The organism is Streptomyces flavochromogenes (assembly GCF_000717595.1).
In the GTDB taxonomy this organism is placed as follows: domain Bacteria; phylum Actinomycetota; class Actinomycetes; order Streptomycetales; family Streptomycetaceae; genus Streptomyces; species Streptomyces flavochromogenes.
Genome location: NZ_JNZO01000005.1, coordinates 254,161 through 280,991 on the forward strand (window position 1 = coordinate 254,161; position 26,831 = coordinate 280,991).

Annotated in this window: 23 protein-coding genes; 10 read left to right on the top strand and 13 right to left on the bottom strand. The window is 71.3% G+C overall.

What is annotated here, in order from left to right; all coding sequences use genetic code 11:
* The first annotated feature begins 10 nt into the window (after positions 1–10).
* Positions 11–448, top strand: a complete 438-nt coding sequence (locus IF00_RS0107515) for a hypothetical protein (protein WP_030315569.1) — start codon at positions 11–13, stop codon at positions 446–448.
* Between the two features lie 13 nt (positions 449–461).
* On the opposite strand, the gene IF00_RS0107520 is transcribed toward IF00_RS0107515, so the two are convergent.
* Both IF00_RS0107520 and IF00_RS0107525 read right to left on the bottom strand, forming a co-directional pair.
* Positions 462–2,378: a DUF2339 domain-containing protein gene (locus tag IF00_RS0107520; RefSeq protein WP_078944578.1), complete on the bottom strand. Its 1,917-nt coding sequence runs from the start codon at positions 2,376–2,378 to the stop codon at positions 462–464.
* Positions 2,379–2,611: 233 nt separating this feature from the next.
* Entirely contained in the window at positions 2,612–5,038 is a 2,427-nt protein-coding gene (locus IF00_RS0107525) for a D-alanyl-D-alanine carboxypeptidase family protein (protein WP_245234456.1), read from the bottom strand.
* Between the two features lie 174 nt (positions 5,039–5,212).
* Here IF00_RS0107525 and IF00_RS0107530 point away from each other — a divergent pair, with 174 nt between their 5' ends.
* The 3 genes from IF00_RS0107530 to IF00_RS0107540 all read left to right on the top strand — a co-directional run bounded on the left by IF00_RS0107530 (position 5,213) and on the right by IF00_RS0107540 (position 7,389).
* A complete protein-coding gene (locus IF00_RS0107530) occupies positions 5,213–5,911 on the top strand; it encodes a GOLPH3/VPS74 family protein (protein WP_030315572.1) in 699 nt (232 codons plus the stop codon).
* Between the two features lie 212 nt (positions 5,912–6,123).
* Positions 6,124–6,984, top strand: a complete 861-nt coding sequence (locus IF00_RS0107535) for a helix-turn-helix domain-containing protein (protein ID WP_030315573.1) — start codon at positions 6,124–6,126, stop codon at positions 6,982–6,984.
* Between the two features lie 204 nt (positions 6,985–7,188).
* Positions 7,189–7,389, top strand: coding sequence for a DUF397 domain-containing protein (locus IF00_RS0107540; RefSeq protein ID WP_030315574.1), 201 nt, complete (start codon positions 7,189–7,191; stop codon positions 7,387–7,389).
* Between the two features lie 132 nt (positions 7,390–7,521).
* On the opposite strand, the gene IF00_RS0107545 is transcribed toward IF00_RS0107540, so the two are convergent.
* Positions 7,522–8,355, bottom strand: a complete 834-nt coding sequence (locus IF00_RS0107545; protein ID WP_030315575.1) for a hypothetical protein — start codon at positions 8,353–8,355, stop codon at positions 7,522–7,524.
* Between the two features lie 82 nt (positions 8,356–8,437).
* On the opposite strand from IF00_RS0107545, the gene IF00_RS0107550 reads away from it, so the two are divergent.
* Together IF00_RS0107550 and IF00_RS0107555 are read left to right on the top strand one after the other, a co-directional pair.
* Positions 8,438–9,220: an SDR family oxidoreductase gene (locus IF00_RS0107550; RefSeq protein WP_030315576.1), complete on the top strand. Its 783-nt coding sequence runs from the start codon at positions 8,438–8,440 to the stop codon at positions 9,218–9,220.
* 184 nt (positions 9,221–9,404) lie between these two features.
* Positions 9,405–10,949: a sodium:solute symporter family protein gene (locus IF00_RS0107555; RefSeq protein WP_030315577.1), complete on the top strand. Its 1,545-nt coding sequence runs from the start codon at positions 9,405–9,407 to the stop codon at positions 10,947–10,949.
* Here IF00_RS0107555 and IF00_RS0107560 read toward each other — a convergent pair.
* On the bottom strand, positions 10,934–12,052 hold the full coding sequence (locus tag IF00_RS0107560; RefSeq protein ID WP_030315578.1) for an ADP-ribosylglycohydrolase family protein: 1,119 nt from the start codon (positions 12,050–12,052) through the stop codon (positions 10,934–10,936). The two genes, IF00_RS0107555 and IF00_RS0107560, sit on opposite strands and share 16 nt — an antisense overlap.
* Before the next feature lie 104 nt (positions 12,053–12,156).
* Between IF00_RS0107560 and IF00_RS0107565 the strand changes: the two genes are divergently transcribed.
* Positions 12,157–12,336, top strand: a complete 180-nt coding sequence (locus IF00_RS0107565; RefSeq protein ID WP_030315579.1) for a tyrosine-protein phosphatase — start codon at positions 12,157–12,159, stop codon at positions 12,334–12,336.
* Positions 12,337–12,364: 28 nt separating this feature from the next.
* Here the strand turns inward: IF00_RS0107565 and IF00_RS0107570 are convergent, their stop codons facing one another.
* Positions 12,365–14,950, bottom strand: coding sequence for a bifunctional FO biosynthesis protein CofGH (locus IF00_RS0107570; RefSeq protein ID WP_030315580.1), 2,586 nt, complete (start codon positions 14,948–14,950; stop codon positions 12,365–12,367).
* A 197-nt stretch (positions 14,951–15,147) separates the two neighbouring features.
* Positions 15,148–15,978, bottom strand: coding sequence for an LLM class F420-dependent oxidoreductase (locus IF00_RS0107575; protein WP_030315581.1), 831 nt, complete (start codon positions 15,976–15,978; stop codon positions 15,148–15,150).
* Between the two features lie 189 nt (positions 15,979–16,167).
* On the opposite strand from IF00_RS0107575, the gene IF00_RS0107580 reads away from it, so the two are divergent.
* Positions 16,168–16,908: a GNAT family N-acetyltransferase gene (locus tag IF00_RS0107580; protein WP_425338274.1), complete on the top strand. Its 741-nt coding sequence runs from the start codon at positions 16,168–16,170 to the stop codon at positions 16,906–16,908.
* A 101-nt stretch (positions 16,909–17,009) separates the two neighbouring features.
* Positions 17,010–17,477 (top strand): carboxymuconolactone decarboxylase family protein, encoded by a 468-nt coding sequence (locus tag IF00_RS0107585; RefSeq protein ID WP_030315584.1) that lies wholly within the window; start codon positions 17,010–17,012, stop codon positions 17,475–17,477.
* A gap of 20 nt (positions 17,478–17,497) precedes the next feature.
* Here IF00_RS0107585 and IF00_RS0107590 read toward each other — a convergent pair whose 3' ends face one another.
* Positions 17,498–17,989 (bottom strand): GNAT family N-acetyltransferase, encoded by a 492-nt coding sequence (locus tag IF00_RS0107590; protein WP_030315585.1) that lies wholly within the window; start codon positions 17,987–17,989, stop codon positions 17,498–17,500.
* Between the two features lie 69 nt (positions 17,990–18,058).
* Here IF00_RS0107590 and IF00_RS0107595 point away from each other — a divergent pair, with 69 nt between their 5' ends.
* A complete protein-coding gene (locus IF00_RS0107595; protein ID WP_030315586.1) occupies positions 18,059–18,274 on the top strand; it encodes a hypothetical protein in 216 nt (71 codons plus the stop codon).
* 91 nt (positions 18,275–18,365) lie between these two features.
* On the opposite strand, the gene IF00_RS0107600 is transcribed toward IF00_RS0107595, so the two are convergent.
* From IF00_RS0107600 to IF00_RS0107625, 6 genes are all read right to left on the bottom strand, one after another.
* Positions 18,366–19,949 (bottom strand): APC family permease, encoded by a 1,584-nt coding sequence (locus IF00_RS0107600; protein WP_030315587.1) that lies wholly within the window; start codon positions 19,947–19,949, stop codon positions 18,366–18,368.
* Between the two features lie 238 nt (positions 19,950–20,187).
* A complete protein-coding gene (locus IF00_RS0107605; RefSeq protein WP_030315588.1) occupies positions 20,188–21,639 on the bottom strand; it encodes an aldehyde dehydrogenase family protein in 1,452 nt (483 codons plus the stop codon).
* Positions 21,636–23,375 (bottom strand): N-acyl-D-amino-acid deacylase family protein, encoded by a 1,740-nt coding sequence (locus tag IF00_RS0107610; RefSeq protein ID WP_030315589.1) that lies wholly within the window; start codon positions 23,373–23,375, stop codon positions 21,636–21,638. The genes IF00_RS0107605 and IF00_RS0107610 overlap by 4 nt, the downstream gene beginning before the upstream one ends.
* A 504-nt stretch (positions 23,376–23,879) precedes the next feature.
* Positions 23,880–25,004: an LLM class flavin-dependent oxidoreductase gene (locus IF00_RS0107615; protein WP_030315590.1), complete on the bottom strand. Its 1,125-nt coding sequence runs from the start codon at positions 25,002–25,004 to the stop codon at positions 23,880–23,882.
* Between the two features lie 109 nt (positions 25,005–25,113).
* A complete protein-coding gene (locus IF00_RS0107620; RefSeq protein WP_030315591.1) occupies positions 25,114–25,875 on the bottom strand; it encodes an SDR family NAD(P)-dependent oxidoreductase in 762 nt (253 codons plus the stop codon).
* 10 nt (positions 25,876–25,885) lie between these two features.
* Positions 25,886–26,803 (bottom strand): LLM class F420-dependent oxidoreductase, encoded by a 918-nt coding sequence (locus IF00_RS0107625; protein WP_030315592.1) that lies wholly within the window; start codon positions 26,801–26,803, stop codon positions 25,886–25,888.
* Between the last annotated feature and the right edge of the window lie 28 nt (positions 26,804–26,831).

The following is a 26,831-nucleotide window of genomic DNA, read 5'->3' on the forward strand; positions in this document are numbered from 1 at the left end:
GGGAGGCGTCATGAGCGTGTTGCCGTTCGTCGACGAGCACGGCGTCGTCGTGGACGCCGGGGTCGAGGAGTTGTGGACGCGGTTGGTGGTGAAGGTGGGGCGGTCGCTTTCCACCGGGGGCGGGGCGCGGTACGCGCGGGTCGTGGGAGCCGTGCCACGGGAGAGCGGCGGAGTGCGGCCGCTGGGCGTGGGGTCGGAGTTTCCCGGGTTCCGGGTCGTCCGGTTCGTGCCGGGTCGGGAGCTGGCGCTCGAGGGGCGGCACCGGTTCTCCTCGTACAGCCTCGTCTTCCGGGTCGAGGAGCTGTCGGACGGGCGCTGTCGGCTGCGCGCCGAGACCCGTGCCGTCTTTCCCGGGGCGGCGGGGCGGGTCTACCGGGCGCTCGTCATCGGGAGCGGTGGGCACGCCTTCGCCATGCGGCGGATGCTGGCCGGGTACCGGCACCCGTGACGCGGCCTCCGGCTCAGCGGAGTTCTTCCGGGCACGGTGTGCCCCGGGACAGCTTGTACGGGGCCGCCAGGCGGTAGACGCCGGCCTTCGGGGCGACGAGTTGCGTCCATTCGTCGCCCTCCGCGTCGGTCTCCGTCTTGAAGAGGCAGCCCTCCTCGTTGGCGAAGACCTTCGGGATCTCGGTGTCCGACTCCTCGCGGGCCAGCTTCGACGCCTCCGTCTCCTGCGGGGGCTCGATCTTGCCGCCGTGCTCGTCCACCAGGGCCAGCCACGGCGAGTACGGGACGCGGATGAGGACCCGGCCGGGGGTCTCGACGCGGATCACGACCTCGTTCTCCTCCGCGCTCTGCACCGCCGCCGGCGGGTCCGCGAGGGGCGTCGGGTTCGCGACCTCGTACAGGCGCCAGTTCTCGTCCGACCACACCTGCTTCAGGTACGTCAGGCCCTCGCCGACCAGCTCCGCCTCCTGCGCCGCGCCCGAGTCGGGCGCGCCCGTCGGCAGCACCACGTAGTGGACGGCCCAGCGGTGGAGCCATTCCTCGTAGTTCACGGAGTTCAGCGTGTCGTCGTAGAAGAGCGGGTTGCGCTCCATGTCCGCCTGACGGTTCCAGCCCCGCGCCAGGTTGATGTACGGGCTCAGCGCCGAGGACTCGCGGTGGCTCGACGCCGGTACGACCTCCACCCGCGCCTTGCGCGCGTCCCGCACCTGGAGCTGGTTGATCAGCGGCGCGAGCTCGCGCGCCCAGGAGGCGTCCGGGGCCGTGCGGATCACGTCGTCGACGCCCTTGAAGCCGATCCAGAAGTTCAGGCCGACGAAGGCCAGCAGCAGCGCGTACCAGCGGCGTGAGCGGGGCGCCGTGTAGGGCAGGGCCGCCAGCAGCACGACGCCCGCGAAGAGCATCGGGAGCCGCGAGATGTTCGAGCCGATCTGCGAGTCGATCAGCCAGGTGAGCAGGGTGCCGATCGTGTACACCGCCGCCGCGGTGCGGACCGTCCGCCAGTCCCTCGGGACGAGGAGGAAGGTCAGCACTCCGAACAGCAGCGGCAGCGCCGTCGAACCGAAGGCCATCGGCTGCGTGCCCGAGAAGGGGAACAGCCACGAGGACAGGGCCACGACCGCCACCGGGGCGAGACCCAGCGCGTACGCTCCCGGCCGTCGGCGGTTCAGGAACAGCGCCGCCGCCGCGACCCCCAGGAACAGGCCCGCCACCGGACTGCACGCCGTCGCCAGACCGGCGAGCGGCGCCGCGACCGCGGCCTTCGCCCAGCGCTTGTGGCGCCAGCGGTACGGCCAGCAGAACACCGCCGCGACCGCGCCGACCGCGAACATCATGCCGAGGCCGAACGTCACCCGCCCCGACAGGGCGTTGCAGAGGAAGGCGAAGACTCCCGCGACCGAGCACGCGAGTGGATTGCGGACCGCCCGCACCCGCACCAGGATCAGCGCGGTCAGGCCCGCCGACAGCGTCCCCGCGATCATCATCGTGCTGCGCACACCGAGCACCGACATCAGGTACGGCGACACGACGCTGTACGAGACCGGGTGCATCCCGCCGTACCAGGCCAGGTTGTACGCCGAGTCGGGGTGCCGGCCGACGAACTCGGCCCACGCGTCCTGCGCCGCCAGGTCGCCGCCGCTGTTCGCGAAGAAGAAGAACCACAGGATGTGGGTGACGGCCGCGAGGCCGGTGGCTGCCAGGACCGTGTAGCGGCGCTTCCGCCGCGGGGCCGGGGCCGGGACGGTGGACGCCGGGGCTGGCCGCTGTGCCGGAAGCACTATTCGCGGGAGCGAATCAAGCGACGCGTCGGATTCCGCGTGGGCTCCGGCGCCGGAGGGGGCGTCGGCATGGGAATCCGTAGGGCCGTCGGCATGGTCGGAGTCAGGGGCTGAGTCCGCGCGATCGGCGCGTGTCGGCTCGGCGGTGGTCACTGCGGCCCTTTCCCATGCTGCCCGTCTCGCATCTCTCGCGTGTGTCACGCGTCGTACTCGTCCCCGGGAAAACGCTAACAGCTGGGCTCCCCGGAGAACCGGGGAGCCCGGCCGAGCGGGTGGTCGCCCGGCCCGGAGCGGCCACCCGTTCGGGGCTCGGGCGGCTCTGCCCACACGGCCGGACGAGCGCGTCGACCCGACCGCGTCGACCCGAGCCCGTCGACCCGAGCCCGTCAGCCCACGCGCGTCAGCTTCTTGTCGAAGCCGGGCTCCGCCAGGTCCGCCTGGAGCGCGACCGGGGAGCTGACCTTGCCCGCGCCCGTGCCGATCGACACCTGGCCGACGATGTCGCCCGCCTTTCCGGTGTGCGGGACGACCTTGCCCCCGTCCGTCAGCGCCAGCTTCACCTGGAGACCGGGCCAGCCGATCGCCTTGAGCTCCTTCGTCGCCACGACCGGCGTCCGGCCGCCGAGGCCGTCGTCGATGTAGCCGAGGACCTGGCCCTTGCGGATCACGGTCGCCGACGTGACGTCCTTCTGGGCCTGCTGGATCAGCTTGTAGCTGTTGTCGATGGCGAGCTGGAGCTTCTGGCCGAGCTGCTCCGCGTCCTTCGCACCCATCACGATGCCGAGGATGCGCCGGTTCTGGCCGTCGACGACGGTGTTCGCCGCCCAGAGCAGATTGCCGCCCGCGGGGGTCGACGATCCGGTCTTGATGCCGCTCACACCCGGCTTGAGCAGGATGTTGTTGTTGTTCTCGATCCGGCCGGGGATGCCCTCCACCGTCACGTTCGGCATGTTCACGATCTCGCGGAACACGTCGTACTGCATGACCGCCTTCGCCAGCTTCAGCTGGTCCTGCGGGGTCGACATGGTGCTGTCGAGCAGACCCGACGGGTCGGTGTACGTGGACTGGGTCATGCCCAGGTCCTTCGCGGCGGCGTTCATCTTCTTGACGAACGCGGCCTCCGAACCGGCGTCCCAGCGGGCGAGCAGCCGGGCCACGTTGTTCGCGGAGGGGATCATGAGGAGCTCCAGGAGCTCCTTCTCCGAGTACGTCTGGCCCTTCTGGACCGCCGCCGTCGACTCGTGCTCCGCCTTGCCCTGATCGGCGGCCTTCTGGTCGATCTCGATCTCGGGGCCCTTCTGGCTCCCCTTGAGCGGGTGGTCGCGGAGGATCACGTACGCCGTCATCGTCTTCGTGACGCTCGCGATCGGGGCCGGCTTCTGCGCCCCGTACGTCCCCATGGAACCGACGCCCTCGACCTCGACGGCACCCTGCCCCTCGGTGGGGAACGGCAGCTTCAGCTCGCCGCCGCCGAAGGTGTAGGTCGGCGCGGCCGACAGCGTCAGCACGGGCGCGGGCAGCGGGCGGACCATCTGCACGATCGCAAAGACGATCAGGACGAGCAGGACCAGCGGGGTCCAGATCCGCACCCGGCGCACGGTCGTCCGCAGCGGGGTCGGCGGCGGGGGCGGCGTGTTCGTCAGCTCGGCGAGGAGGTCGAGCGGGGGCAGCGGCGGGAGCGGCTGCTGCCGCGTCCGCTCCGGCTCGGCGAGCGCGGGCGCGGGCGCGGGTGCCGCCGGGGACGGCGCCTTCGGCTGTACGGGGGCGGGGGCGGCGGGCTTGGGAGCCTCGGGCGCCTTGGGGGCCGCCGCGGCCGCCTGGGCCTTCTGCTCGGCCGGGATGTCCGCCCGCAGGGGCAGGAAGGTGCTGGTGCGCTCGCTGTCGGCGCCCCCGGCACCCCCGGCGCCGGTCAGGGAGGACGGGAGCTTCAGCGCGGTCGTGGGCTGGTCCACGGGCAGCCGGACGGCCTTGAACATGGTCGTCGGCTGGTCGACCGGCGCGTCCTCGACGTCGTCGGAGTCGTCGACGCCGGAGTCGGCGTCGGCGTCGGTGTCGGCGTCGGCGACGTCGCTGGGGGCGTCGGCCGGCTGCCCGGCCGCGGACTTCCGCGCCGCGAACCAGGATTCCGCGGAGGACTTCTCCGCCGAGGGCTTCTCCGTGGAGGACTCCGTGGTCGCCTTCGCCTCGACGGGCGCCTCGACGGGCGCCTCGACGGGCGCCTCGACGGGCGCCTCGACGGGCGCCTCGACGGGCGCCTCGTCGGACTCCTCGTCCGACTCGTCGTCCGTCTCGTCCTCGGGCTCGTCCTCGGGCTCGGCCTCCTCCGACGCGACCTCGGCGGACTCGTCCGCCTCCGCCTCGTCCTCGACGGACTCCTCGTCCTCGACGGGCTCCTCGGTCGCCACGGGCGCGTCCTCGGACTCGGACTCGGAGTCCGACTCCGGCTCCGGCTCCTCCGCCGTCGCCACCCACGCCGCCACCGCGGCCTTCAGGCGGTCGCTCTCGGGCTCCGGAGCCTTCTCCGGCTCCGACTCCGGCTGCGCCGCCCTCTCCGGCTCCTGCGCGGCCGCCGGTGCGTCGTCCTCCGGAGTCCGCGGCGTCAGCGTCTTGAAGACGGCCGTCGGCTGGTCCACCTGGACCGCCGGCGCCGAGGACGACGCAACCGGAGACGCCGACGAGGCGTCCGACTCATGGAGCACGGAAAGCCGGGGATCCCTGCCGCCGCCGCCCGAGGCCGTCGTCTCCTGAGACGACCCCTGCTGCTCCGCCTTGTCGGGGGACTCGCCCGCCACCGTGCCTCCTCCATGCGTCATGCGTACGTACGGACCATGTACCGGTCCGTGTACCAGTGTCCTGTGTGAACCCCTTGGCCCCCGTGCTAGACGAGAACGACATACCTACTGGTTCCCGGATGAACCACCCAGGCACTCTCGACAGATGAATGTGAGAGGGGTCACCCTGTCATTCATCCACGCGGGGAGGCATGGATGGGCAGGAGCCGCAGAACCATTCCGGAGGAGCTTCTGCTGCTCGCTCTGGACCCGACCACGGGTACCACAGCGCAGCCGCAGTCGCTCGACCTCGGCCTGGCCGGTGCACAGCTAGTGGAGCTGGCGCTGGCAGGCCGGATAGCCCCTGACGGGGATCGTATCGCCGTGGTGATGCCACGGCCGACCGGAGATCCGACCTTGGACTCCGCACTGGAGCTGCTGCGCAGGCGTGGCAGTCCGGTTCGGGCCGTCCACTGGATCGGCGGACCCCGACTGGGGCTTCGCCAGACGTATCTCTCGCATCTGGAGCGATGCGGCATGGTGCATGCCGTGGAGGGCCAGATGTGCGGGGTGTTGCCGACGACTCGCTACCAAGCGACGGACACGGCGATCAGTCGGGAGATCCGTTCCCGGCTGGACAGTGCGATCCGCACCGGCGTACCGCCGGACCCGCGGACCGCGGCGCTTGCCGCGCTGGCCCACGCGGTCGGTCTCGGGAAGCACCTCTACCCCGGTAACGAAGGACGGTCGTCGCGGTCCCGGCTGCGCGATCTGATCCGGCACGACCCGATGGGCGGACTCGTGGCGCACGCCGTGATGGACGTCCAGAACGGCGCGGCGGCACAGCCGCGTCGGAGCGCCGCGGGTGTCCCGGCGCAGCCTCGCGGCAGCATGGCCCGCGCGGCGGCGCACTAGGCACCACGCACAGCACAGAACCAACCCGGGAGCCGCACAAGTGTGCGGGGCGGTCTGGACGGCTGCCCCGCACACGTGCGTCCCGGGCGTTTCCGGCGTTCAGCCGTGCATACGTTGTGGTCATTTTCCAGCGCACACCTGGCTTTTGGTGGCAGTCTGCCAAGCGGTAGATACCCACAGCTACGCAGCAGACAGCCGGAGGTGCAGTTTCCGTGGCGTCCAACGTCAATCCCACCGTCAGGCGACGCCGATTGGGCCAGGAGCTGCGCAAGCTCCGGGAAGCGAAGAACATGACGGCCGAGCAGGTCGCCGAGCGCCTTCTCGTCTCCCAGTCCAAGATCAGCCGGCTGGAGAACGGCCGCCGCTCCATCAGTCAGCGCGATGTGCGCGACCTGTGCGGCGTGTACGAGGTCGAGGACGAGCGCATGGTCGACTCGCTCATGCAGATGGCCAAGGACTCGCGCCAGCAGGGCTGGTGGCACGCCTTCGGCGACATCCCGTACAGCGTCTACATCGGCCTGGAGACCGACGCGGAGAGCCTGCGGATGTACGAGCCGCAGATCATCCCCGGGCTGCTCCAGACGCACGCGTACGCGGAGGCGGTCATCACCGGCGCGCTGCCGGAGTCGACGCCCGCGGACATCGAGAAGCGGGTCACGGTCCGCACCCGCCGCCAGGAGCGCATCCGGGACGAGGAGCGTCCGCTGCGTCTGTGGGCGGTCATCGACGAGGGTGCGCTGCACCGGATCGTCGGCAGCAGGCAGCTGATGGTGGAGCAGCTGGAGCACCTCATCGAGCAGTCGCACCTGCCGCACGTCACGGTGCAGGTGATCCCGTTCGAGATGGGCGCGCACCCCGGGATCAGCGGACAGTACTCGATCCTGGAGTTCCCGGACACGTCCGACTCCAGCGTCGTCTACATCGAGGGCGTGACGAGCGATCTGTACCTGGAGAAGGCGCAGGACGTCGGCAAGTACAGCGTCATGTACGAGCACCTCAGGGCGCAGGCCCTGAACGTCGAGCAGACCCGTGACTACATCTCGGAGATGGTGAAGAAGCACGCCAGGGGCTGAGCCGGAGAACACCCCCGCGCGGGTCCGAAAGTCAGCGGGGCAGGCACGGTACACCGCGTACTCGCTCCCACGGAAGCCCAGTTGGAATATGCCACTCGGACGTGTGAACGCCAGTCCCGCCGGACGGGACCGGCGAGTAGCGTCGATCACGCCGGCAAGAACGTTGGCGCGACACATCCACTGGCAGAACCGGAGCTGAGCAGCATGGCGATTATTCAGGGTGGCACCGACACCTGGACGAAGTCCTCGTACTCCGGAGGGAACGGGGCCTGCGTCGAAGTGAAGTCCCCCCTCGTGACCGCGATCGCGGTGCGCGACTCCAAGGCCCCCGAGGGTCCCTCCCTCTCTTTCGGACCGGGATCGTGGAACGCCTTCGTCGGCGAGGTGAGCGACGGGGCCCTCTGAGCCCCGTCGCTCAAGCCGTCACCGCAAGCACCACCCGTAGTACACGCACCACACGCACCACCAGCAGTACGAAAGAGCCCTCTCGACCGGTCCGCCGTCCTGGCCGAGGGGGCTCGGCCTTGCACGGAGCGGTCAGCGCAGTCGGTCCACGTACAGGTCCGTCCCCGGTACGGTCGGAAGGAAGGGCGCCACCAGCTCCACCCGGCCCGCGCCCGCCCCCAGTGACTCCAGGTCCGTGAAGTGCTCCGTCCAGCACTCCCTCGGGTCCTGTTCGAGGAACCACAGCAGGGTCAGCCGGGTGTCGACGCCCTCGACCTGCTTCACGTACGTCATGCGGTCGCCGGGAAGCGGGGTCGGGCGGAAGAGCGTGACCATCGCCGCCGGTGAGCCGGCGAGCCGGCGGGGCAGTTCAACGGTCCGCAGTCGTTCGAGGAGGGCCGTGCGCTCCTCGGGGCCCTCCGTGTCGACGACCTGGAGGATCAGCCCCGCGTAGGGGTGGTCGAGGGCGTGGAAGTCGCGCGGGCCGGCCGCCCCGTCGCGGTAGACGGTCGCCTCGTGGTCCTGGAACGCGGTGAAGACATGGGTCCGTTCCTGGTGGACGCGGGCGTCGCGATTGAGCCGCTTGTTGATGCCGACGGTCCACTTCATGTGGTCGTCGTAGCGGCCCTCGGTGATCCAGTACGTGGAGAGGTAGCAGCCCGCGGTGACGGGCCGGGCGACGGCGGACTTCTCCGGGACGCGCAGTTCCTGCAGTTCGCGGGTGGCGACCCAGCGGCGGCCCGCGTACATCCAGGGCATGGCCATGGCGCCGGCGTAGTAGTGGTCGTCCTCGTACCAGCGGTTGTACGCGTACTCGTGGCCCGGATGCGGCTCGACCATGGTGATCAGCGCGTGGCCGGGCCGCACCCCGTACGGGCCGACGGACGCCAGCTCCGCGTACGTCTCACTGCGGGTCTCCTCGCTCATCCTCGTTCCCCTTCCCTTGTCGGCGACTCGGGCCTACTCTGACGGACCGTCAGATCGATGAACAGGCCCAGGGAGGACCCGGATGCTGCTCCAGGGGAAGACGGTCGTCGTGTCGGGTGTCGGCGCGGGACTCGGTCATCGCATCGCCGAGACGGTCGTACGGGACGGGGGCAACGCGGTCCTCGGCGCCCGCACCGAGGCGAACCTCGCCACGTCCGCCGCGGAGATCGACCCGGAGGGGCGCCGTACGGCCTACCGGGCCACCGACATCACCGACGAGGCGCAGTGCGACGCCCTCGCCGCGCTCGCGACCGACCGTTTCGGCGGGATCGACGCGGTGGTCCACGTCGCCGCCTGGGACTCCTACTTCGGCGGTCTGGAGGATGCCGACTTCGCGACCTGGCAGGGGGTTCTCGACGTCAACCTGCTCGGCACGCTGCGGATGACCCGCGCCTGCCTGCCGACGCTCAAGGCGCGCGGGGGTTCGGTGGTCCTGATCGGCACGCAGTCGGCGGTGGCCGCGCCCACACAGGTACGGCAGGCGGCGTACGCGGCCTCGAAGGGGGCCCTGACCTCGGCGATGTACTCGCTCGCGCACGAGCTGGGGCCGCACCGCATCCGGGTCAACACCGTGCTGCCCGGCTGGATGTGGGGTCCGCCGGTGCAGGCCTTCGTCCAGTTCACCGCGCACACCGAGAAGGTCCCGGAGGCGGAGGTGCTCGCCCGGCTCACCGAGCGGATGGCGCTTCCGGAACTCGCGACGGACGGGGACGTGGCGGAGGCCGCGGCCTTCCTCGCCTCGGACCGGGCGCGCGCGATCACGGGTCAGTCCCTTCTGGTCAACGCCGGTGAGCTGATGCGCTGATACCCGCAGGAACCTTCCGATTCCCCGCCGATTCCCCTCGGGAAAGTTCATGGACATGAACAAGAGTCAGTAAGTAGAACGATTTTACTGTCCCTTGACCCTCCATTGCATTGTCCCTGCCTTGTGACTCGCCACACCATGAACGGCGTTCACAAGGCGGACCAGAACCCCTGGAGGGGGCTCCATGAACAGTCTCGACTGGGCCGTGCTCATCGGCTATTTCGGCGTGATGGTCGCGATCGGTGTCTGGTCCCACAAGCGGGTGGACACCGTCTCCGACTTCTTCACGGCCGGCGGCCGGATGCCCTGGTGGCTCTCCGGCATCTCCCACCACATGTCGGGCTACAGCGCGGTGATGTTCACCGGGTACGCGGGCATCGCCTTCACCTACGGCGTCACCTCCTACGTCACCTGGTCCTTCCCCATCGCGATCGGCATCGCCATCGGTGCGAGCCTCTTCGCCCCCCGGCTCAACCGGCTGCGCTCCCGCCTCAAGGTGGCCTCCCCGCTCGAATACCTCAAGGACCGCTACAACCTCCCCACCCAGCAGGCCCTCGCCTGGTCCGGCGTCCTGCTGAAGATCGTCGACGTCGGCGCCAAATGGGCCGCCATCGCCACCCTGCTCTCCGTCTTCACCGGCATCTCCCTCAACCAGGGCATCCTCATCACCGGTGTCGTCACCGGCATCTACTGCACCGTCGGCGGACTCTGGGCCGACGCCCTCACCGAACTCGGCCAGTTCGTCATCCAGCTCCTCGCCGGCGTCGCCATGCTCGTCGCCGTCCTCGGCAAGCTCGGCGGCTTCAGCGCCCTGTGGACCGTGTGGGACCGGCCCGAGCTCCAGGGCCACACCGCGCCGACGGCCGGCCCGTACACGCTGACCTTCCTCCTCGCGTACCTCTTCATCAAGACCTTCGAGTACAGCGGCGGCATGTGGAACCAGGCCCAGCGCTACATGGCCACGCCCAACGCCCGCGAGGCCACCCGCTCCGGCCGGCTCTCCGCCGTGCTCTGGTTCATCTGGCCGCTGGTCCTCTTCTTCCCCATGTGGGTCGCGCCGCTGCTCGTCGACCCGAAGAAGCCCGACGCCTCCGACTCGTACGCCCTGATGACCGAGCAGCTGCTGCCCCACGGCCTCCTCGGCCTCGTCGTCGTCGGCTTCTTCTCGCACACCATGGCCATGTGCTCCTCCGACGCCAACGCCATCGCCGCCGTCTTCACCCGTGACATCGCCCCCGCCGTCAGCAAGGCCGCCCGCGGCTGGAGCCAGAAGGCCGGGCTGCTCGCCGCGCGCTGGTCGACGATCGCCTTCCTCGCGCTGTCGATGGCCATCGCCACCCAGGTCAACTCCCCCACCTTCAAGGACATCATCACCGTCGTCATCAAGTGGGTCGCAGGACTCATGGGGCCGATCGCGATCCCCTTCATGCTCGGTCTGCTCCGCACCTTCCGGAAGTCCGGCCCGACCGCGGCGCTCGTCTCCTGGGCCGCCGGCCTCTTCGTCTTCTGGCTCACCAACTACGGCCTCGACGGCATCGAGCTCCAGATCCAGATCGTCTCGCCGCTCGCCACGTCCCTCGTCCTCTACGTCCTCATCGGCTTCGTCCGGCCCGAGGACACCCCGGAGCGGGACGCGCTGCTCGCCCGGATCGGCACCGACCCGGACGACGAGGGCGCCGCCGCGATCCCCGCGCAGGGCGGCGAGCGCGCCGATCAGCCCCTCGGGTAACGCGCCAGCCAGCCCGGCGACGACTCCGTCGGGCTGTGCAGGGCGGCCCCCTGCGTCATCTCCATCGAGAAGTCGTCCGCGAGCTCCAGGACCGTCGCACGGCCCTCCAGTTCGGCCAGCCAGGCCGGCGGGAGGGCCGTCTCGCCGTGCAGGGCGCCGAGCAGCGCGCCCGTGAGCGCCCCGGTCACCGCCGACGGCCCGTCGTGGTTCACCGCGAGCCGCAGCCCGTGCCGTATGTCCTCGCCGACCAGGGCGCAGTACACGGCCGCCGCCAACTGCCCCTCCGCCCGGTCCTCGGCCGCCCCGAGGGCGGCCACCCGCTCCGGATCCGGAACCCCTTCCCGTACGGCTCCGAGGGCGCGGCCCAGCGCCTCGGTGACCGGCTCGTGGCCGGGACGCGCCGCCAGCTGCCCGAGAGCCCGGTCGACAGCCGCCTCCACCGAGCCGCCTCGCGCGAGACCGTGGACGACGACCGCGAAGGCGCCGGCGGCGAGGCCGGCGGCGCCTGCGCCATGGGTCTGGGCCGCGCACTCCACGGCGAGCTGGCAGACGAGCTGCGGCTCCCAGCCGACGAGCAGTCCGAAGGGGGCGGAGCGGACGAGCGCGCCCGAGTCGACGGCTTCCGGGTTCTTGGGCCTGTCGAGGGTGCCGAGGGTCTCGTCGCCGAGACCGGTGAGGCAGGCGCGGGGCGGGTTGCGGCGGGCGTAGAGCCATTCCTCGCCGGCGAGCCAGCCGTTGTCCTTGCGGCGCTCGTCGGGGCCCCAGTCTCGCTGGGTGGCGGCCCAGCGCAGATGCGCCCGGTGGACGTCGGTGGGCGGGTGCCAGGCGCCGGCGTCGCGGCGGACCTGGGCGCGGATCAGGCCGTCGACGGTGAAGAGCCCCATCTGGGTGGCGGAGGTGACGGCGCCGCGGCGGCCGAACGCGGGCGCGGGCTCGCCGAGTCCGTCAGGTCCGTGCGCGTCCCTGATCTCGGCGAGGGTGAGCCCCTCGACGCCCGCGCCCAGGGCGTCGCCGAGGGCTCCGCCGAGCAGACAGCCCCGTACGCGGGCGCGGAAGTCCTGCTGTTCGGCACGGCCCCACACGGCCGCGGCTGTCGTGGCCACGATGTGCCCTCCCCCGTAGACCGGTCTGCGCAGCACTGTAATGGACCGGGTACGTCCGTTCGGGGGCCGGAACGTTATGTGATCTGAAGCCCGTCAGTCCACTTTTGACCGCAGTTCACCCGAGGTTCGGGCATGACGACCGCAGCCGTGGCGTCCTCTTCCCCTGCACCGCCGGCAGGGACCGCGACGGCTGGTCGAACGCCGCCCTGCTCACCGCCCTCGGGGTCCCCGAGGAGACGGTCATGGCCGACTACCTGGCCGGCAACACCTACCGGGCGGGCTGAAGAAGGACCTCCTGGTCGGCTGACCCTCCTATTCCGCCGGAAGGACCGGCAGCAGTTCCGGGAGGTGCCCGTCCGACGCCCTCGCCGTGCGCTGTCGTTCCTCCGGTACGTCGCCGTAGAGGGTGGTGCGGGGCTTCGCGGGGCGGCCCGCTGCCTCGGCGATGGCCTCGAGGTCGCGGATGGACCGGTAGGAGCCGTAACTCGAACCCGCCATACGGGAGATGGTCTCCTCCATGAGGGTGCCGCCGAGGTCGTTGGCGCCGGAGCGGAGCATTTCGGCTGCGCCTTCGGTGCCGAGTTTGACCCAGCTGGTCTGGATGTTGGGGATGTGGGGGTGGAGGAGGAGGCGGGCCATGGCGATGACGGCGCGGTTGTCGCGGGCGGTGGGGCCGGGGCGGGCGATGCCTGCGAGGTAGACGGGTGCGTTGGTGTGGATGAAGGGCAGGGTGACGAACTCGGTGAAGCCTCCGGTCTCCTGCTGGATGCGGGAGAGGGTGCGGAAGTGGCCGAGCCAGTGCCGGGGCTGGTCGACATGCCCGTACATCATCGTGGAGGAGGAGCGGATGCCGAGTTCGTGGGCCGTGGTGACGACCTCGATCCAGGTGGCGGTCGGGAGTTTGCCCTTGGTGAGGACCCAGCGGACTTCGTCGTCGAGGATCTCGGCGGCCGTGCCGGGGATGGAGTCCAGCCCGGCCTCCTTCGCTGCGGTGAGCCATTCGCGGATGGACAGACCGGTGCGGGTGGCGCCGTTGACGACTTCCATGGGCGAGAAGGCGTGGACGTGCATGCCGGGAACACGCTTCTTGACCGCGGCGGCGATGTCGAAATAGGCGGTGCCGGGCAGGTCGGGGTGGATGCCGCCCTGCATGCAGACCTCGACGGCGCCGACGTCCCAGGCCTGTTCGGCGCGGTCGGCGACCTGGTCGAGGGAGAGGGTGTAGGCGTCGGCGTCGGTACGGCGCTGGGCGAAGGCGCAGAAACGGCAGCCGGTGTAGCAGACGTTGGTGAAGTTGATGTTCCGGGTGACGATGTACGTCACCTCGTCACCCGACACCGATGCGCGCACGTCGTCCGCGATCCGGGTGAGGGCGTCGAGGGCCGGCCCGTCGGCATGGAGCAGGGCGAGGGCCTGGGTGTCGGTGAGCCTGGTGGGATCGTCGGCGGCGACGGCGAGGGCCTCGCGGACGTCGGCATCGACGCGTTCGGGGACCATGCCGGGTGCGGCGGCTTCACGCAGGGCGTCCCAGTCGCCGTAGACGTCGTCGAAGTCCTCACGCCGGTCGTGGGTGCGGCCGGTGGTGTCGATCGTGGCGTGCAGGTCCGTGCGGCCGCTGGAGGTGAACGCCTCGTCGGGTTCCTGCCACGGCAGGCCGCGTACCGGCGCGTCCGGGTCGGCCAGGCCGGTGGCGGGGTCGGCGAGCGCGCGGACGTGCGGGAGGAGGCGCGGGTCGAGCCAGGGCTCGCCGCGGGTGACGAACTCCGGGTACACGCAGAGCCGTTCCCGCAGCTCGAACCCGGCCGCCCGGGACTTCGCGGCGAGTTCCTCGATGCGGGGCCAGGGGCGTTCGGGGTTGACGTGGTCGATGGTGAGGGGGGAGACGCCGCCCCAGTCGTCGATGCCCGCGGCGATGAGGCGCTCGTACTCGGAGTCGACGAGATTGGGCGGGGCCTGGAGGCAGGCGGAGGGTCCCATGATGTGCCGGGCGACGGCGACGGTCGCGACGAGGTCGTCGAGCTCGGCGTCCGGCATCCCGCGCATGGCCGTGTCCGGCTTGGCACGGAAGTTCTGGATGATCAGCTCCTGGACGGAGTGATAGGCACGCGAGACCCGCCGCAGCGCGAAGAGCGACTCCGCCCGCTCCTCCAGCGTCTCCCCGATGCCCAGCAGCAGTCCGGAGGTGAAGGGGACGGAGGACCGCCCGGCGTCCTCAAGGACACGGAGCCGGACGGCGGGCTCCTTGTCGGGGGAGCCGTAGTGGGGGCCGCCGGGCTCCGACCACAGCCGGGTCGCGGTCGTCTCCAGCATCATCCCCATCGACGGGGCGACGGGCTTGAGCCGCTGGAAGTCGGTCCACGACATCACCCCGGGATTGAGGTGCGGCAGCAGCCCCGTCTCCTCCAGGATCCGGATCGACATGGCCCGCACATACGCGATGGTGTCGTCGTAGCCGTGCGCGTCGAGCCACTCTCGGGCCTCGGGCCAGCGGTCCTCGGGCTTGTCCCCGAGCGTGATCAGCGCTTCCTTGCAGCCCAGTTCCGCGCCGCGGCGGGCGATGTCGAGGACCTCGTCCGGCGACATGAACATCCCGTGCCCGTCCCGGCGGAGCTTCCCGGGCACGGTCACGAACGTGCAGTAGTGGCACTTGTCCCGGCACAGCCGGGTCAACGGTATGAACACGCTCTTCGAGTACGTGATGATCCCGGGCCGCCCGGCCGCCTCGAGCCCCGCGTCCCGCACCCGCCCGGCGGACGCGACCAGATCCGCCAGGTCCTCCCCCCGCGCCCGCAACAGCACGGCCGCCTCACCGACATCGAGCGCGACCCCGTCCCTGGCCCGCTTCAGGGCACGGCGCATGGCGTTCGCGGTGGGGCGAGCTTCCTGGTCATCCGTCATGAACCGAGCATACGAGCGGGCGCCACGAGGCGGCTTCGGGTCCCCGCAGGAAGCGGCTGATCCGGCCATCCGGACAGTCCGCGCCCCCGGCCTCGGTCTCGGGGATCGGCCTCGGCCGCGGGGATCGGCAGGGCGAGCCGCGCCCTGAGCTCCGGGCGGGCGAGGACCCGGGCCGCCGCCCGCCACCCCGCCGGCACTCAGAGGTACTCGGCGTACGCGTCCAGGACGCGCAGGACCTCCGGTTCGGTCGCCGGGGGGAGCTGGAGGACGACCTCCTCGCACCCCAGTTCCGCGTAGTGCGCGAGCTTGCCCGGGGTCGGGAGGACCGCGTACGGGACGATCTCCAGGGTCTTCGGGTCCCGGCCCGCCTTCTCCCAGGCCTCCTTCAGGACCGGGAGCGACTCCGTCAGGCCGCGGCCGCCGATCGGCATCCAGCCGTCCGTCTGTGCGGCGATCTGCGCGAAGAGCTTCGGTCCCGCCGCGCCGCCCAGGAGGATGCGGGGCGCGCCTCCCGCCGGCTTCGGCCAGGCCTCCGAGGCCCGGACCGAGTGGCCGAACTCGCCTGCGTACGCTGTGGGTTCAGGAGCCCAGAGCGCTCGCATCAGGTTCAGGCGGTCGCGGCCCAGCTCCCGGCGGGTGCGCCAGTCCACGCCGTGATCGGCCGCCTCCTCGCGGTTCCAGCCGAAGCCGAGGCCGAGGGTGAAACGGCCTCCCGAGACGTGGTCGAGGGTCGCGATCTGCTTCGCGAGGGCGATCGGGTCGTGCTCGGTGATCAGCGTGATGCCGGTGCCGAGCGCCAGCCGCTCGGTGACCGCCGCGGCCTGGCCGAGGGCCACGAAGGGGTCGAGGGTGCGGCCGTACTCGCGGGGCAGCTCGCCGCCCGCCGGGTAGTCCGTGTCCCGTGCGACGGGGATGTGCGTGTGCTCGGGGAGGTAGAGCCCGCCGAACCCGCGCTGTTCGAGCTCGCGCGCGAGCCGCACGGGGCTGATGGTCTCGTCGGTCAGGAAGATCGTGGTCGAGATCCGCATAGCGGCACGTTAGGGCGTAAGGCCTGGATTTCCGAGGGGTGCGACACGAGTGCGTTCCGCGTTGGCCGGGCGTTCACGGGTACGCACCAGGGTGCCTCCATGAGCGAACCGGGCAGACGTGCGCACCCGCCCCGCCGGGGCGGGGAAATCCACGGGCGGGTTCGTGTGGCGGGGCCTACCGTGGCCCCCGTGCTGAAGCGAATCGAGACGTACTACGACGCCGTCCCCCGTTCCGCCGCCCGTGCCGAGGAGTTCGGGCCACTGACCCTGTTCGTACGGGAGGGGGCGGGCTGGCCGTACTACGCGCGGCCCGCGCTCGGGTACGACGGGGAGGTGACGGTCGCCGACGTGGACCGGGTCCGGGCGCGGCAGCGGGAGCTGGGGGCGCCCGAGGCGTTCGAGTGGGTGGCGGAGACGACGCCGGGGCTGCGGGCGGCCGTGGAGGCGAGCGGGCTCACCGTCCACGAGCATCCGCTGATGGTCCTGGAGGGCGACGGGCTCCCGGTGGCCGGGCCCGAGGACGTCACCGTACGGATGGTCGGCGCGCGCGATCCGTTCCTGGCGAGCGCGGTCGCCGCCCCGTACGCGGCCTTCGGTGCCGAGCCGGCACCGGACGACGTCGCCCGGGTCGCCGAGCGCATCACGGCGGGTCTCACCCATCTCTCGGCCGCCCTGGACGACGCCGGTACCGCGCTCTCGGCGGGGCAGCACCAGCCCGTCGGGGACGTCTCCGAGGTCGTCGGTGTCGGCACCGTCCCGGCGGCCCGGCGGCGGGGTCTCGGGCTGGCGGTGACGGCGGCCCTGGTGGCCGACGCCCGGTCCCGCGGTGTGGAGCTGGTGTTCCTGTCGGCGTCGGACGCGGACGTGGCCCGGCTCTACGGGCGGCTCGGTTTCCGCACCGTCGCCACCGCGCTGATCGCGGAGGCGTAGGGCGTCCGGGCGGAGGGGGTGTCACATCTTCCGCGTCCGCTCCGTCAGTGCGGTGAAGGCAGCCGAAACGGCGCACCGAGAGACGCTGAGGAGCGATCACCATGGCGCACGCGACCACCCCCCGGATGACCAACCCCGCCTACGTCCTTCCCGGAGCCGGTCCGGCGATCCAGGAGCTGGTGAAGGCGACCCGTGAGGGCGGCGTTCCCGAGTCGACCCTGGAGCTGGTGCACCTGCGGGCCAGCCAGATCAACAGCTGCGGGTTCTGCGTCGACTACGGCGCGAAGAGCGCCCGGAAGAACGGGGTGAGCGACGAGAAGCTGTTCGCCGTCGCCGCGTGGCGCGAGGCCCCGTACTTCTCCGACGAGGAGCGCGCGGCCCTCGCCCTTGCCGAGGCGGCGACCCGGCTCGCCGACACCTCGGACGCCGTGCCGGACGAGGTCTGGGACGCCGCCGCCGACCACTACGACGAGAGGCAGCTCGCCGCGATCGTCCTGATGGTCGCGGTCACCAACCTGTTCAACCGGATCAACGTCACCGTCCGCCAGCCGGCCGGAGTCGGCCTCTGACGGGGGCAGGCGGGGGCCGGTCAGGCGGGAGCGGCCGGTCGGGCAGGGGCGGCGGCGGCCCGTGGCCGGCGGGCGAGCAACACGTCCACCGGGTCCTCGGACTCGTACGTGAAGCCCTCCCGCTCGTAGAGGCGGCGGGCGGCGCTGCCCTGGAGCACGACCAGGCGGACCGGGGCCGCGGCCTCGTCCGCCCGGGCGAGGAGCTCCCGCAGGACCGCCGCCCCGAGGCCCCGCCCCTGGACCTCGGGGGCCAGGTAGAAGTGCTCCAGGTAGAGCCCTTCACCGCCTTCGTACGGGCGGAGCGTGACGCAGCCCGTGAAGGCGCCGTCCACCTCGATGACCGAGGTGTACTCGGCCGAGAAGCCGTCCCGCAGCCGTTGCCGCACCCGGTGCGCGTCGTAGCGTCCGAGGCGCACGAGGTCGTCGCGCATGACCACGGCCCGCAGCTCGGCCATCGCCTCGATGTCGTCCGCCCGCCCGGGGCGCAGCGACCAGTTCGTTTCCCCATACATGGATGCATCCTAGGAAGGCTTCGAGAGCGGCTTCGTAACCGGATCCACGCCGTCCGCGTTGGTGCGGGCATGAAGAAGATGCTCACCGCAGTCGCCCTGACCTGTTTCGCCGCGACCGGCGGCCTGGCCGCCGCCGGAACCGCCGCCGCCGACGCGGGCGGGGTGAACCTGCCGTCGGTCGTGCCGCTCAGCGGCGTCCTGACCCCGAAGGCCAAGCCGGCCGGTACGCCCGACCTGCCGCCCGCGAACGCGGCGGTGGAGCGCCTGCTCCCCGGACACCGCTGAGCCGTACGCGGGTGACGCAGGACGAAGGTGGCGGGACCCCCCACGGGCCCGCCACCTTCGCGTTTCCACGACTCGGGAAGACGCGCCCGACTCAGTCGGCGACGACCAGCGACGGCGTCTCCTTCGTCAGGACCTCGCCGCGGAAGAACGCGGGGCTCCGGCGCTGCATGACCAGCATGATGACCACGCCGATGAGCAGCAGTCCGACGCCGATCACGAAGACCGAGCCGACGCCGAGGACCGCGGAGCCGGAGCCGTACGCCGGGTCCCACATGTCGTACAGCGTCTTGCCGAAGACGGCGGTCAGCATCAGTCCGCCGAGCAGCGGCATCAGGCCCTTGTAGGCGAAGTCCCGGCCGGAGCGGAAGAGCTCGCCCCGGAAGTACCAGACGCAGGCGAAGGCCGTGAGCGCGTAGTAGAAGCAGATCATCAGGCCGAGCGCGTAGATGGTGTCGACCAGGACGTTCTCGCTGAGCAGGGTCATCACGGTGTAGAAGACGCCGGTGGCGACACCGGCCACGACCGTGGCCTTGCCGGGGGTCTTGAAGACCGGGTGGACCTTCGTGAAGGACTTCGGCAGGGCCTCGTACGTGGACATCGCGAGCACCGTGCGGGCGACCGGGATGAACGTGGTCTGGAGGCTGGCGGCCGCCGAGGCGAGGACCGCGACGAAGAGCAGGATGCCGAGCGTGGGGCCCATGACCGGGCCGGCGAGAGCGGCGAAGACGTTGTCGGAGGTCTCCGGGTTGGCGAGGCCGAGGCCTTCCTCGCCGGAGCCGACGACCATCTGGGCCGCGATGCCGGTGGCCAGGTAGGAGCCGACCAGGACGACCATCGCGATGAGCGCGGCGCGGCCGGGGGTCTTGGCGCTGCCGGTGGTCTCCTCGTTGGTCGCCATGCAGGCGTCCCAGCCCCAGTACATGAAGATCGAGAGCGAGAGGCCGGCGGTGAAGGCGGCGAAGGACTGCACCGCGAAGGGGTTCATCCAGGACCAGGAGAAGTCGACCGAGGTCTCGAAGGAGCCGGCCTTCGTCAGGGCCATGCCCACGAAGACGGCGAGGACGACGAGCTGGAGGCCGACGAGGGTGTACTGGACGCCCTTGGTGGCGGTCATGCCGCGGTAGCTGATCGCGGTGGCCGCGGCGATGAGGGCCAGGCAGGTGACGATGTGGACGGCTTTGTTGTCGTCCAGGGCGGCGATGGACTCGTTGCCGCTGATCTCACCGGCGAGGAGCCAGAAGTAGGAGGTCGCGACGCCCGCCAGGTTGGAGAGGACGATGATCGTCGCGATGACGAGGCCCCAGCCGCACATCCAGCCGATCCGGGGCCCGAAGGCCTTCACGGTCCAGGTGAACGAGGTGCCGCAGTCGGGCATGACCTTGTTGAGCTCCCGGTACGCGAAGGCGACGAGGAGCATCGGGAGGAAGCCGGCGAGGAAGATCGCGGGCATCTGCAGTCCGACCTCGCCGGCGGTGGAGCCGAGCGTCGAGGTCAGGCAGTAGACGGGGGCGACGGTCGAGATGCCGATGACGGCACTGCCGAGGAGGCCGACGGAGTTGCCGCCGAGGCCTTTGGTGCGCACGCCATGGGCACCGGCCGCGCCGTCGGTGTCACCCGGGGCGTTGACGCCCCTTACCGTGTCTCCGGCCTGGGGCCGCGCTTCCACCTGAGTCATGAACAGGACGTTAAATGCTGCGGTTTCCATATCCGGAGGATGAAAATCCGCTCATCTGATCGATCGCCGCCTTGCATTGCGAGGGTCGAAGCGGACACGTACCAATGATTGAAAGATCGACCAACGGCACGGGCCGACCAACTGGTAGGTCGGTCGACCCATGTCCGATATGCGGGAACCGCAGCCAGGTCCGGAATGTCCGTTTCGAAATTTTCCCGAGGAATTTTCGAGGACGTCGTCAGCCCGGCCACACCACCGCTTGCAGCTCGCTGTACGCGTGCAGCGCGTACGAGCCCACCTCCCGTCCGACCCCGCTCCGCTTGAATCCGCCGAACGGCGCCTCCATGTTCCGTCCGATCGTGTTCACGCCCACCCCGCCGGCCCGCAGCCGGGCCGCGATCCGGAAGGCGCGGGCCACGTCGCCCGACCACACGTAGTCGAGGAGCCCGTAGTCGCTGTCGTTGGCGAGCGCGATCCCCTCCTCCTCGTCGTCGAAGGGCACCACCACGACGACCGGCCCGAAGATCTCCTCCCGCACCACCCGCATCTCGTTGGTGCAGTCGGCGAGCAGCGTCGGCGCCACGTAGAACCCCTTCGGAAGGTCCGGCCGCTCGCCGCCGACGACGACCCGCGCCCCTTCCTTCCGGCCGAGCTCCACGTACGACTCCACCCGGTCACGGTGGGCCGCCGAGATCACCGGGCCGACGATCGTGCCCTGCTCCGCCGGGTCCCCCACCTTCATGAAGGCCAGATAACCGGTGAGCTTCTCGATCAGCCGCTCGTAGATCCCGCGCTGGGCGAGCACCCGGGTCGGGGCCGTACAGATCTGTCCGCTGTAGAAGGAGAACGTCGTCCCGATCCCCGTCACCGCCGAGTCCAGGTCGGCGTCGTCGAAGACGAGCGCGGCCCCCTTGCCGCCCAGCTCCATCAGCTGCCGCTTGAGCGTGCCCCCGCAGACCTCGCCGATCGCCTGCCCGACCGCCGTGGAGCCGGTGAACGACACCATGTCGACGTCCGGCGAGTCCACGGCCGCCCTCCCCGCCTCCACCGAGGAGCCGGTGACCACGTTGACGACACCCGGCGGGACGCCGGCCTCCTCCAGGGCGCGGGTCATCGCGTACACGGAGAGCGGGTCCTGCGGGGCGGGCTTCACCAGGACCGTGTTGCCCATCGCGAGCGCGGGGGCGACCTTGCCGGCCGGGTTGGCCCAGGGGTTGTTGTACGAGGTGATGCAGGTGACGACCCCGACCGGGCGGCGCACCGCCACCGCGCCGAACACCCCGGCCTTCCCCATCGGGCCCGCCTCGTTGATCTGCGGGGGCAGCGCCTGCTCGACCGGCTCCATGGCCCCGCGCGCGTACCGCCGGAAGCGGGCGGAGCCGACCGCGACCTGCATGCCGCGCGCCGTGCCGGTGGTGGCGCCGGTCTCGGCGCGGGCGAGGAGGGTGTTCGCCTCGGCGTCCCTGGCCATCAGGTCGGCGGCCCGGTCGAGGATGGCCGCCCGCTCCTCCGGTCTCGTCCGGGACCAGGAGCCGAAGGCCTCGCGGGCAGCCGCGGCCGCGTCGTACACCTGGGCGCGGGAGGCCTCCGGGGCGAGGCCCACGACCTCCTCGGTGGCCGGATCGATCACCTCGTAGTGGCCGCCGTCGGGCTCGACCCACTCGCCGCCGATGAAGAGCTTCTGGTTCACCTGGTCGCCACCGTCCTCGTGTCACGGCCGGAGCGCAGTACCTTCCCCGGGACCGCGCCGGTCACCTCGTCGTCCCGTACCGTCTCCACGCCGTTGACCCGTACCGACACGATGCCGACCGCCCGCGAGTCGAGCCGCGGGCTGTCCCCCGGCAGGTCGTGCACGAGGGTCGCCGGACCCGCGTCGATCCGCTCCGGGTCGAAGAGGACCAGGTCGGCGTGGAAGCCCTCGGTGACCCGGCCGCGCTCGCGGAGCCCGAAGAGCCGGGCCGGGTCGTCGGTCAGCATCCGCACCGCCCGCTCCAGGGGCACGAGCTTCCGGCCGCGCAGACAGTCACCGAGGAACCGGGTCGTGTACGGCGCCCCGCACATCCGGTCCAGGTGGGCGCCCGCGTCGGAGCCGCCGAGCATCACGTCCTCGTGGTCCCAGGTCTCGCGGCGCAGCGCCCAGGACGCCGGGTCGTTGTCGCTGGGCATCGGCCACAGGATCGTCCGGAGCTCGTCGTTGGCGCAGATCTCGACGAGGCACTGGAACGGGTCCTGGCCGCGCTCGGCCGCGATGTCGTCGACGACGCGGCCGGTGAGGCCCTCGTTCTCGGGGCTGTACGTGTCCCCGACGACGTACCGCCCGAAGTGGGCGAGGCGCCGGAAGACCCCGGCCTCCTTGGAGTCGGCGCGCCGCAGCATCTCGGCCCGCACGTCCGGGTCGCGGAGCCTCGCGATCCGCTCGGGGACGGGAAGGCCGAGGATCTCGCCCCACCCCGGGATGAGGTTGAGGGCGCAGAAGGTCCCGAGCGACATGTTCATGGGGGTCAGAATCGGCATGGTGAGGGCGACGATCCGGCCGCCGGACTTCCGGGCCCGCTCGGAGGCGGTGAGCTGGCGCGGGACGCGCTCGGGGACGGCGGCGTCGATCGTGAGGACGTTCCAGTTGAGCGGGCGTCCCGCGGCGGCGGTCATCTCGACGAACAGCTCGATCTCGTCGTCGGAGAACTGGTCGAGACAGCCGGCCAGGATCGCTTCGAGCTGGGTGCCCTCGTGCTCGCCGACGGCACGGGAGAGCGCGATGAGCTCCTCCGGGCCGGCGTGCCGGGAGGCGACGGGGGCGCCGTCGCCGTCGGAGTGGGTGGACGACTGGGTGGTGGAGAGCCCCCAGGCACCGGCCTCCATGGCCTCCTTGAGGACGGCGACCATGTGCGCGAGCTGCTCGGGGGTGGGCTGCCCGCCGACGGCGTCCGGGCCCATCACGTAACGGCGCAGGGCACAGTGGCCCACCATGAAACCGGCGTTGACGGCGATACGGCCGTCGAGGGCGTCGAGGTACTCGGCGAACGACGACCAGGACCAGTCGACGCCCTCCTCCAGGGCCTTCAGGGCCATCCCCTCGACCTTGGACATCATGCGACGGGTGTAGTCGGCGTCCTCGGGCCGGTCCGGATGGAGCGGGGCCAGGGTGAAACCGCAGTTGCCGCCGGCGACGGTGGTGACGCCGTGGTTCATGGACGGGGTGGCGTACGGGTCCCAGAACAGCTGGGCGTCGTAGTGGGTGTGCGGGTCGACGAAGCCGGGCGTGAGGACGAGACCCGTGGCGTCCTCGGTGGTCCGGGCCTCCTCGCGTACGGTGCCGGGCTCGGCGACGACGGCGATCCGGCCGTCGCGGATGCCGACGTCGGCGGTGAAGGCGGGGGCGCCGGTGCCGTCCACGACGGTGGCGCCCGTGATGAGGTGGTCGAGCATGACGGTCCCTTTCTGGACGTGGACACGGGTGTGCCCCGGACCGGGGGCCGCCGCGGAACGGCCTCCGGCCGGGGCCGGTACGGGGCAGCGGTCCGGGAAGACACCACCCCGCGCTTGGCGCACACGGGCCGCGCCGGCACACGACCCCCACGCTGCGGGCTTGCGGGCTGCGCCGGCGCGGGCCGCGTCGTCCCGCGCCTCCCCGTTGCGGGCCGCTGGCTGCGGGCCGCGCCCGCCCCGCCGCCCCCGCTGTGGGCTAGGCCCCCGCTGCCCCCTCGTTGCGGGCAGCTGTTCCGCTGGGGCGTGGGGGTCCCCCCGGACGGAGTCCGGGGGGGTGGGCACAACGGAACGGCGCCCGTTGCCGGGCCCGGGCTTCCGCGCCCTGACCCGCACCCGGGTGCGCGCCGCACTGTGGGTGCGGGTCCAGGCACAAGGGGCGGAGGCGCCGCCAAGGGCGCCGGCCCGTGGGGTGGCGGGCGCGGCCCGCCGCGGGCATGTTCCGGTCTACGCGCCCGACGACTGACGGAAGCGGGTCGTGCGGTGGACCGGGTCCGTGTCGATCTTCGGGATCACATGCTCACCGATCAGCTTGATCGAGTTCATCGTGTCCTCGTACGAGATCCCGATCGGCAGCCCGAAGGACAGCTGGTCCGCCCCCGCCTGCTCCCACCGCTTGCACTGCGCCAGGACCTCCGACGGGTCGCCGCAGATCATCAGTTCCTCCTGGATGAGGAGTTCGATGATCTCGGCCGAGTACTCGGGCAGGAGCTCCGGCCACTCGGGGATGCCCTCCGGCCGCGGGAAGGTGTCGTGGTAGCGGAACAGCAGGGACTGGAGGTAGTTCAGACCGCCGCCCACCGCGATCTCGACCGCCTTGTCGTGCGTCTCGGCGCAGATCGCCGTCGAGGTCACCATGACGTTGTCGTTGACGAAGTCGCCGATCGCCTTGGCTTCCTTGATCGCGGTCTTGTACGACTCGACGACCCATTCCATGTCGGAGACCTTCTGCACGCTGAAGCCGAGGACGCCGAGGCCCTTCTTGCCGGCCATGGCGTACGAGGAGGGGGATCCGGCGGCGTACCACATGGCGGGGTGGGACTTCCCGTACGGCTTCGGGAGGACCTTGCGGGGCGGCAGGGACCAGTGCTTGCCCTGGAAACCGACGTACTCGTCCTGGAGCCACATCTTGGGGAACTCGGCGATCGTCTCCTCCCACAGCTCCTTGGTGTGGTTCATGTCGGTGATGCCCGGCATGAACCCGAGGATCTCGTGGGAGCCCGCACCCCGGCCGGAGCCGAACTCGAAGCGTCCGCCGGAGAGATGGTCGAGCATGGCGACCTTCTCGGCGACCTTCACCGGGTGGTTGACGGGGGCGAGGGGGTTGAAGATGCCCGAGCCGAGGTGGATCCGGTCGGTGGCGTGGGCGAGGTAGCCCAGGTAGACGTCGTTGGCGGAGAGGTGCGAGTACTCCTCCAGGAAGTGGTGCTCCGAGGCCCAGGCGTACTTGAAGCCGGACCTGTCCGCCTGGATGACGTACTCGGTCTCCTCCATGAGCGCCTTGTGCTCGGCTTCGGGATCGGTCTCGGCGCGCTTGCCGACGTATCCCTGTACGAAGATCCCGAATTCCAAGGGGGTTCACCGTCCTCGTGAGTTTCTGACGTGTCGTCAGATTCGTGATGTGCCCGACTGTCGCACCGCGGGGTGGACCCGTCAATACCTGACGAGCCGTCAGATAGGGTTAGAAGAGGCTGACTCCCGCCAGCCAGCCGCCGTCGATCACGAACGGCTGCCCCGTGATGTACGCCGAGTCCTCCCCGGTCAGGAACAGCGCGAGGGCCGCCACCTCGTCGGGGCGCCCGATCCGTCCGAGCGGCACGAGCTTGCGGTACAGCTCGGCCGTGGCGGCCGGGTCCACGCCCTCCGGGTTGCTCATGGGGGTGTCGATGGCGCCCGGGCACACGGCGTTCACCCGGATCCCCTTCGCGGCCAGCTCCAGGGCGGCCACCCGGGTCAGCCCGAGGACGGCGTGCTTCGAGGCGGCGTACGCGCCGACGCCGGCCATCCCGGTCAGGCCCGTGTACGAGGCCGTGTTGACGATCGTCCCGCCGCCGGCCGCCGCGATCTCGGGCGCGACGGTACGGATACCGAGGAAGCAGCCGGTCTGGTTGACGGAGACGATCGCCTGGAACTCCTCCAGCGGAGTGGAGAGCAGCTCGTTGAAGCGGAGGATGCCGGCGTTGTTGACCAGCCCGTCGATCTTCCCGAACCGCTCCTTGGCGACGGCCACGGCCGCGACCCAGTCGTCCTCCCTGGTCACGTCCAGACGGACGTAGACGGCCCGCTCCTCCCCCAGCTCCTTGGCCAGCGTCGCGCCGGCGCCGTCGAGGACGTCCCCGAGGACGACCCTGGCCCCCTGCCCGGCGAACAGCCGGGCCTCCTGCTCGCCCTGTCCGCGCGCCGCACCGGTGACGAGGACGACCCGCCCGTCGAGTGTGCCCATGTCCGTACTCCTAGAGGTGAGGGGCGACCTCCGTACCGAAGGCCGCCATCTGGTCGATGAGTTCGGTACGGCTCCGGGAGCGGAACCGGACCTGGATCTGGTGCACGCCCATCTCCCCGTACGCGCGCAGGGAGGCGGCGATGTCCTCCGGGCGGCCACTGAGGGTGCGCCGGCCGACGGGCCAGCCGGGCGTGCCGATGTACAGCGGCTCGGCGATCGCGCCGACGGTGATCGGCTCCGCGATCCCGGCCTCGGCGCGCAGCCGCAGCAGCTTCTGGATCTGTACGGCGAGCCGCTCGCGCGGGTCGCCCTGCGGGAGCCAGCCGTCACCCTTGAGCGCCGCGCGGCGCACGGCGGCCGGGGAGGAGCCGCCGACCCAGAGCGGGACGCGCTCCTGTGCCGGCCGGGGCAGCTGCCCGAGGTCCTTGAAGGCGAACCGCTCGCCCAGGTGCTCCGGGTACTCCTCGGGCCCGAGCGCGGCCCGCAGCGCGTCCATGGTCTCGTCGAGCACGGCGCCCCGGCGCGCGAAGTCCACGCCGAGCGCCTCGAACTCCTCCTGTACGTGCCCGGCGCCGACACCCAGGACGAGCCGGCCGCCGGAGAGGCGGTCGAGCGTCGCGTACGCCTTGGCGGTGACGAGCGGATGGCGCAGCCCGACGACGGCGACGTGGGAGAGCAGCCGGACGCGTTCGGTGGCGGCTGCGAGGAAGGAGAGCGTGGCGACCGGGTCGTACCAGACGGTGCTCATGGCCTCGGCGAGCCGGCGCGGGATGGCGACGTGGTCGCAACCGGCGAGGTAGTCGAATCCGTGATCCTCGGCGGCGCGGGCGACGGCGAGCAGATCGGCGGCACCAGCGTCCGCCTCCCAGGGCTCGGCGTAGATCGCGCTCTGCGACTGGACCGGCAGCTGCATCCCGTAGACCACCATGAGGAACCCCCTTGAGCCCCGGCCGCCC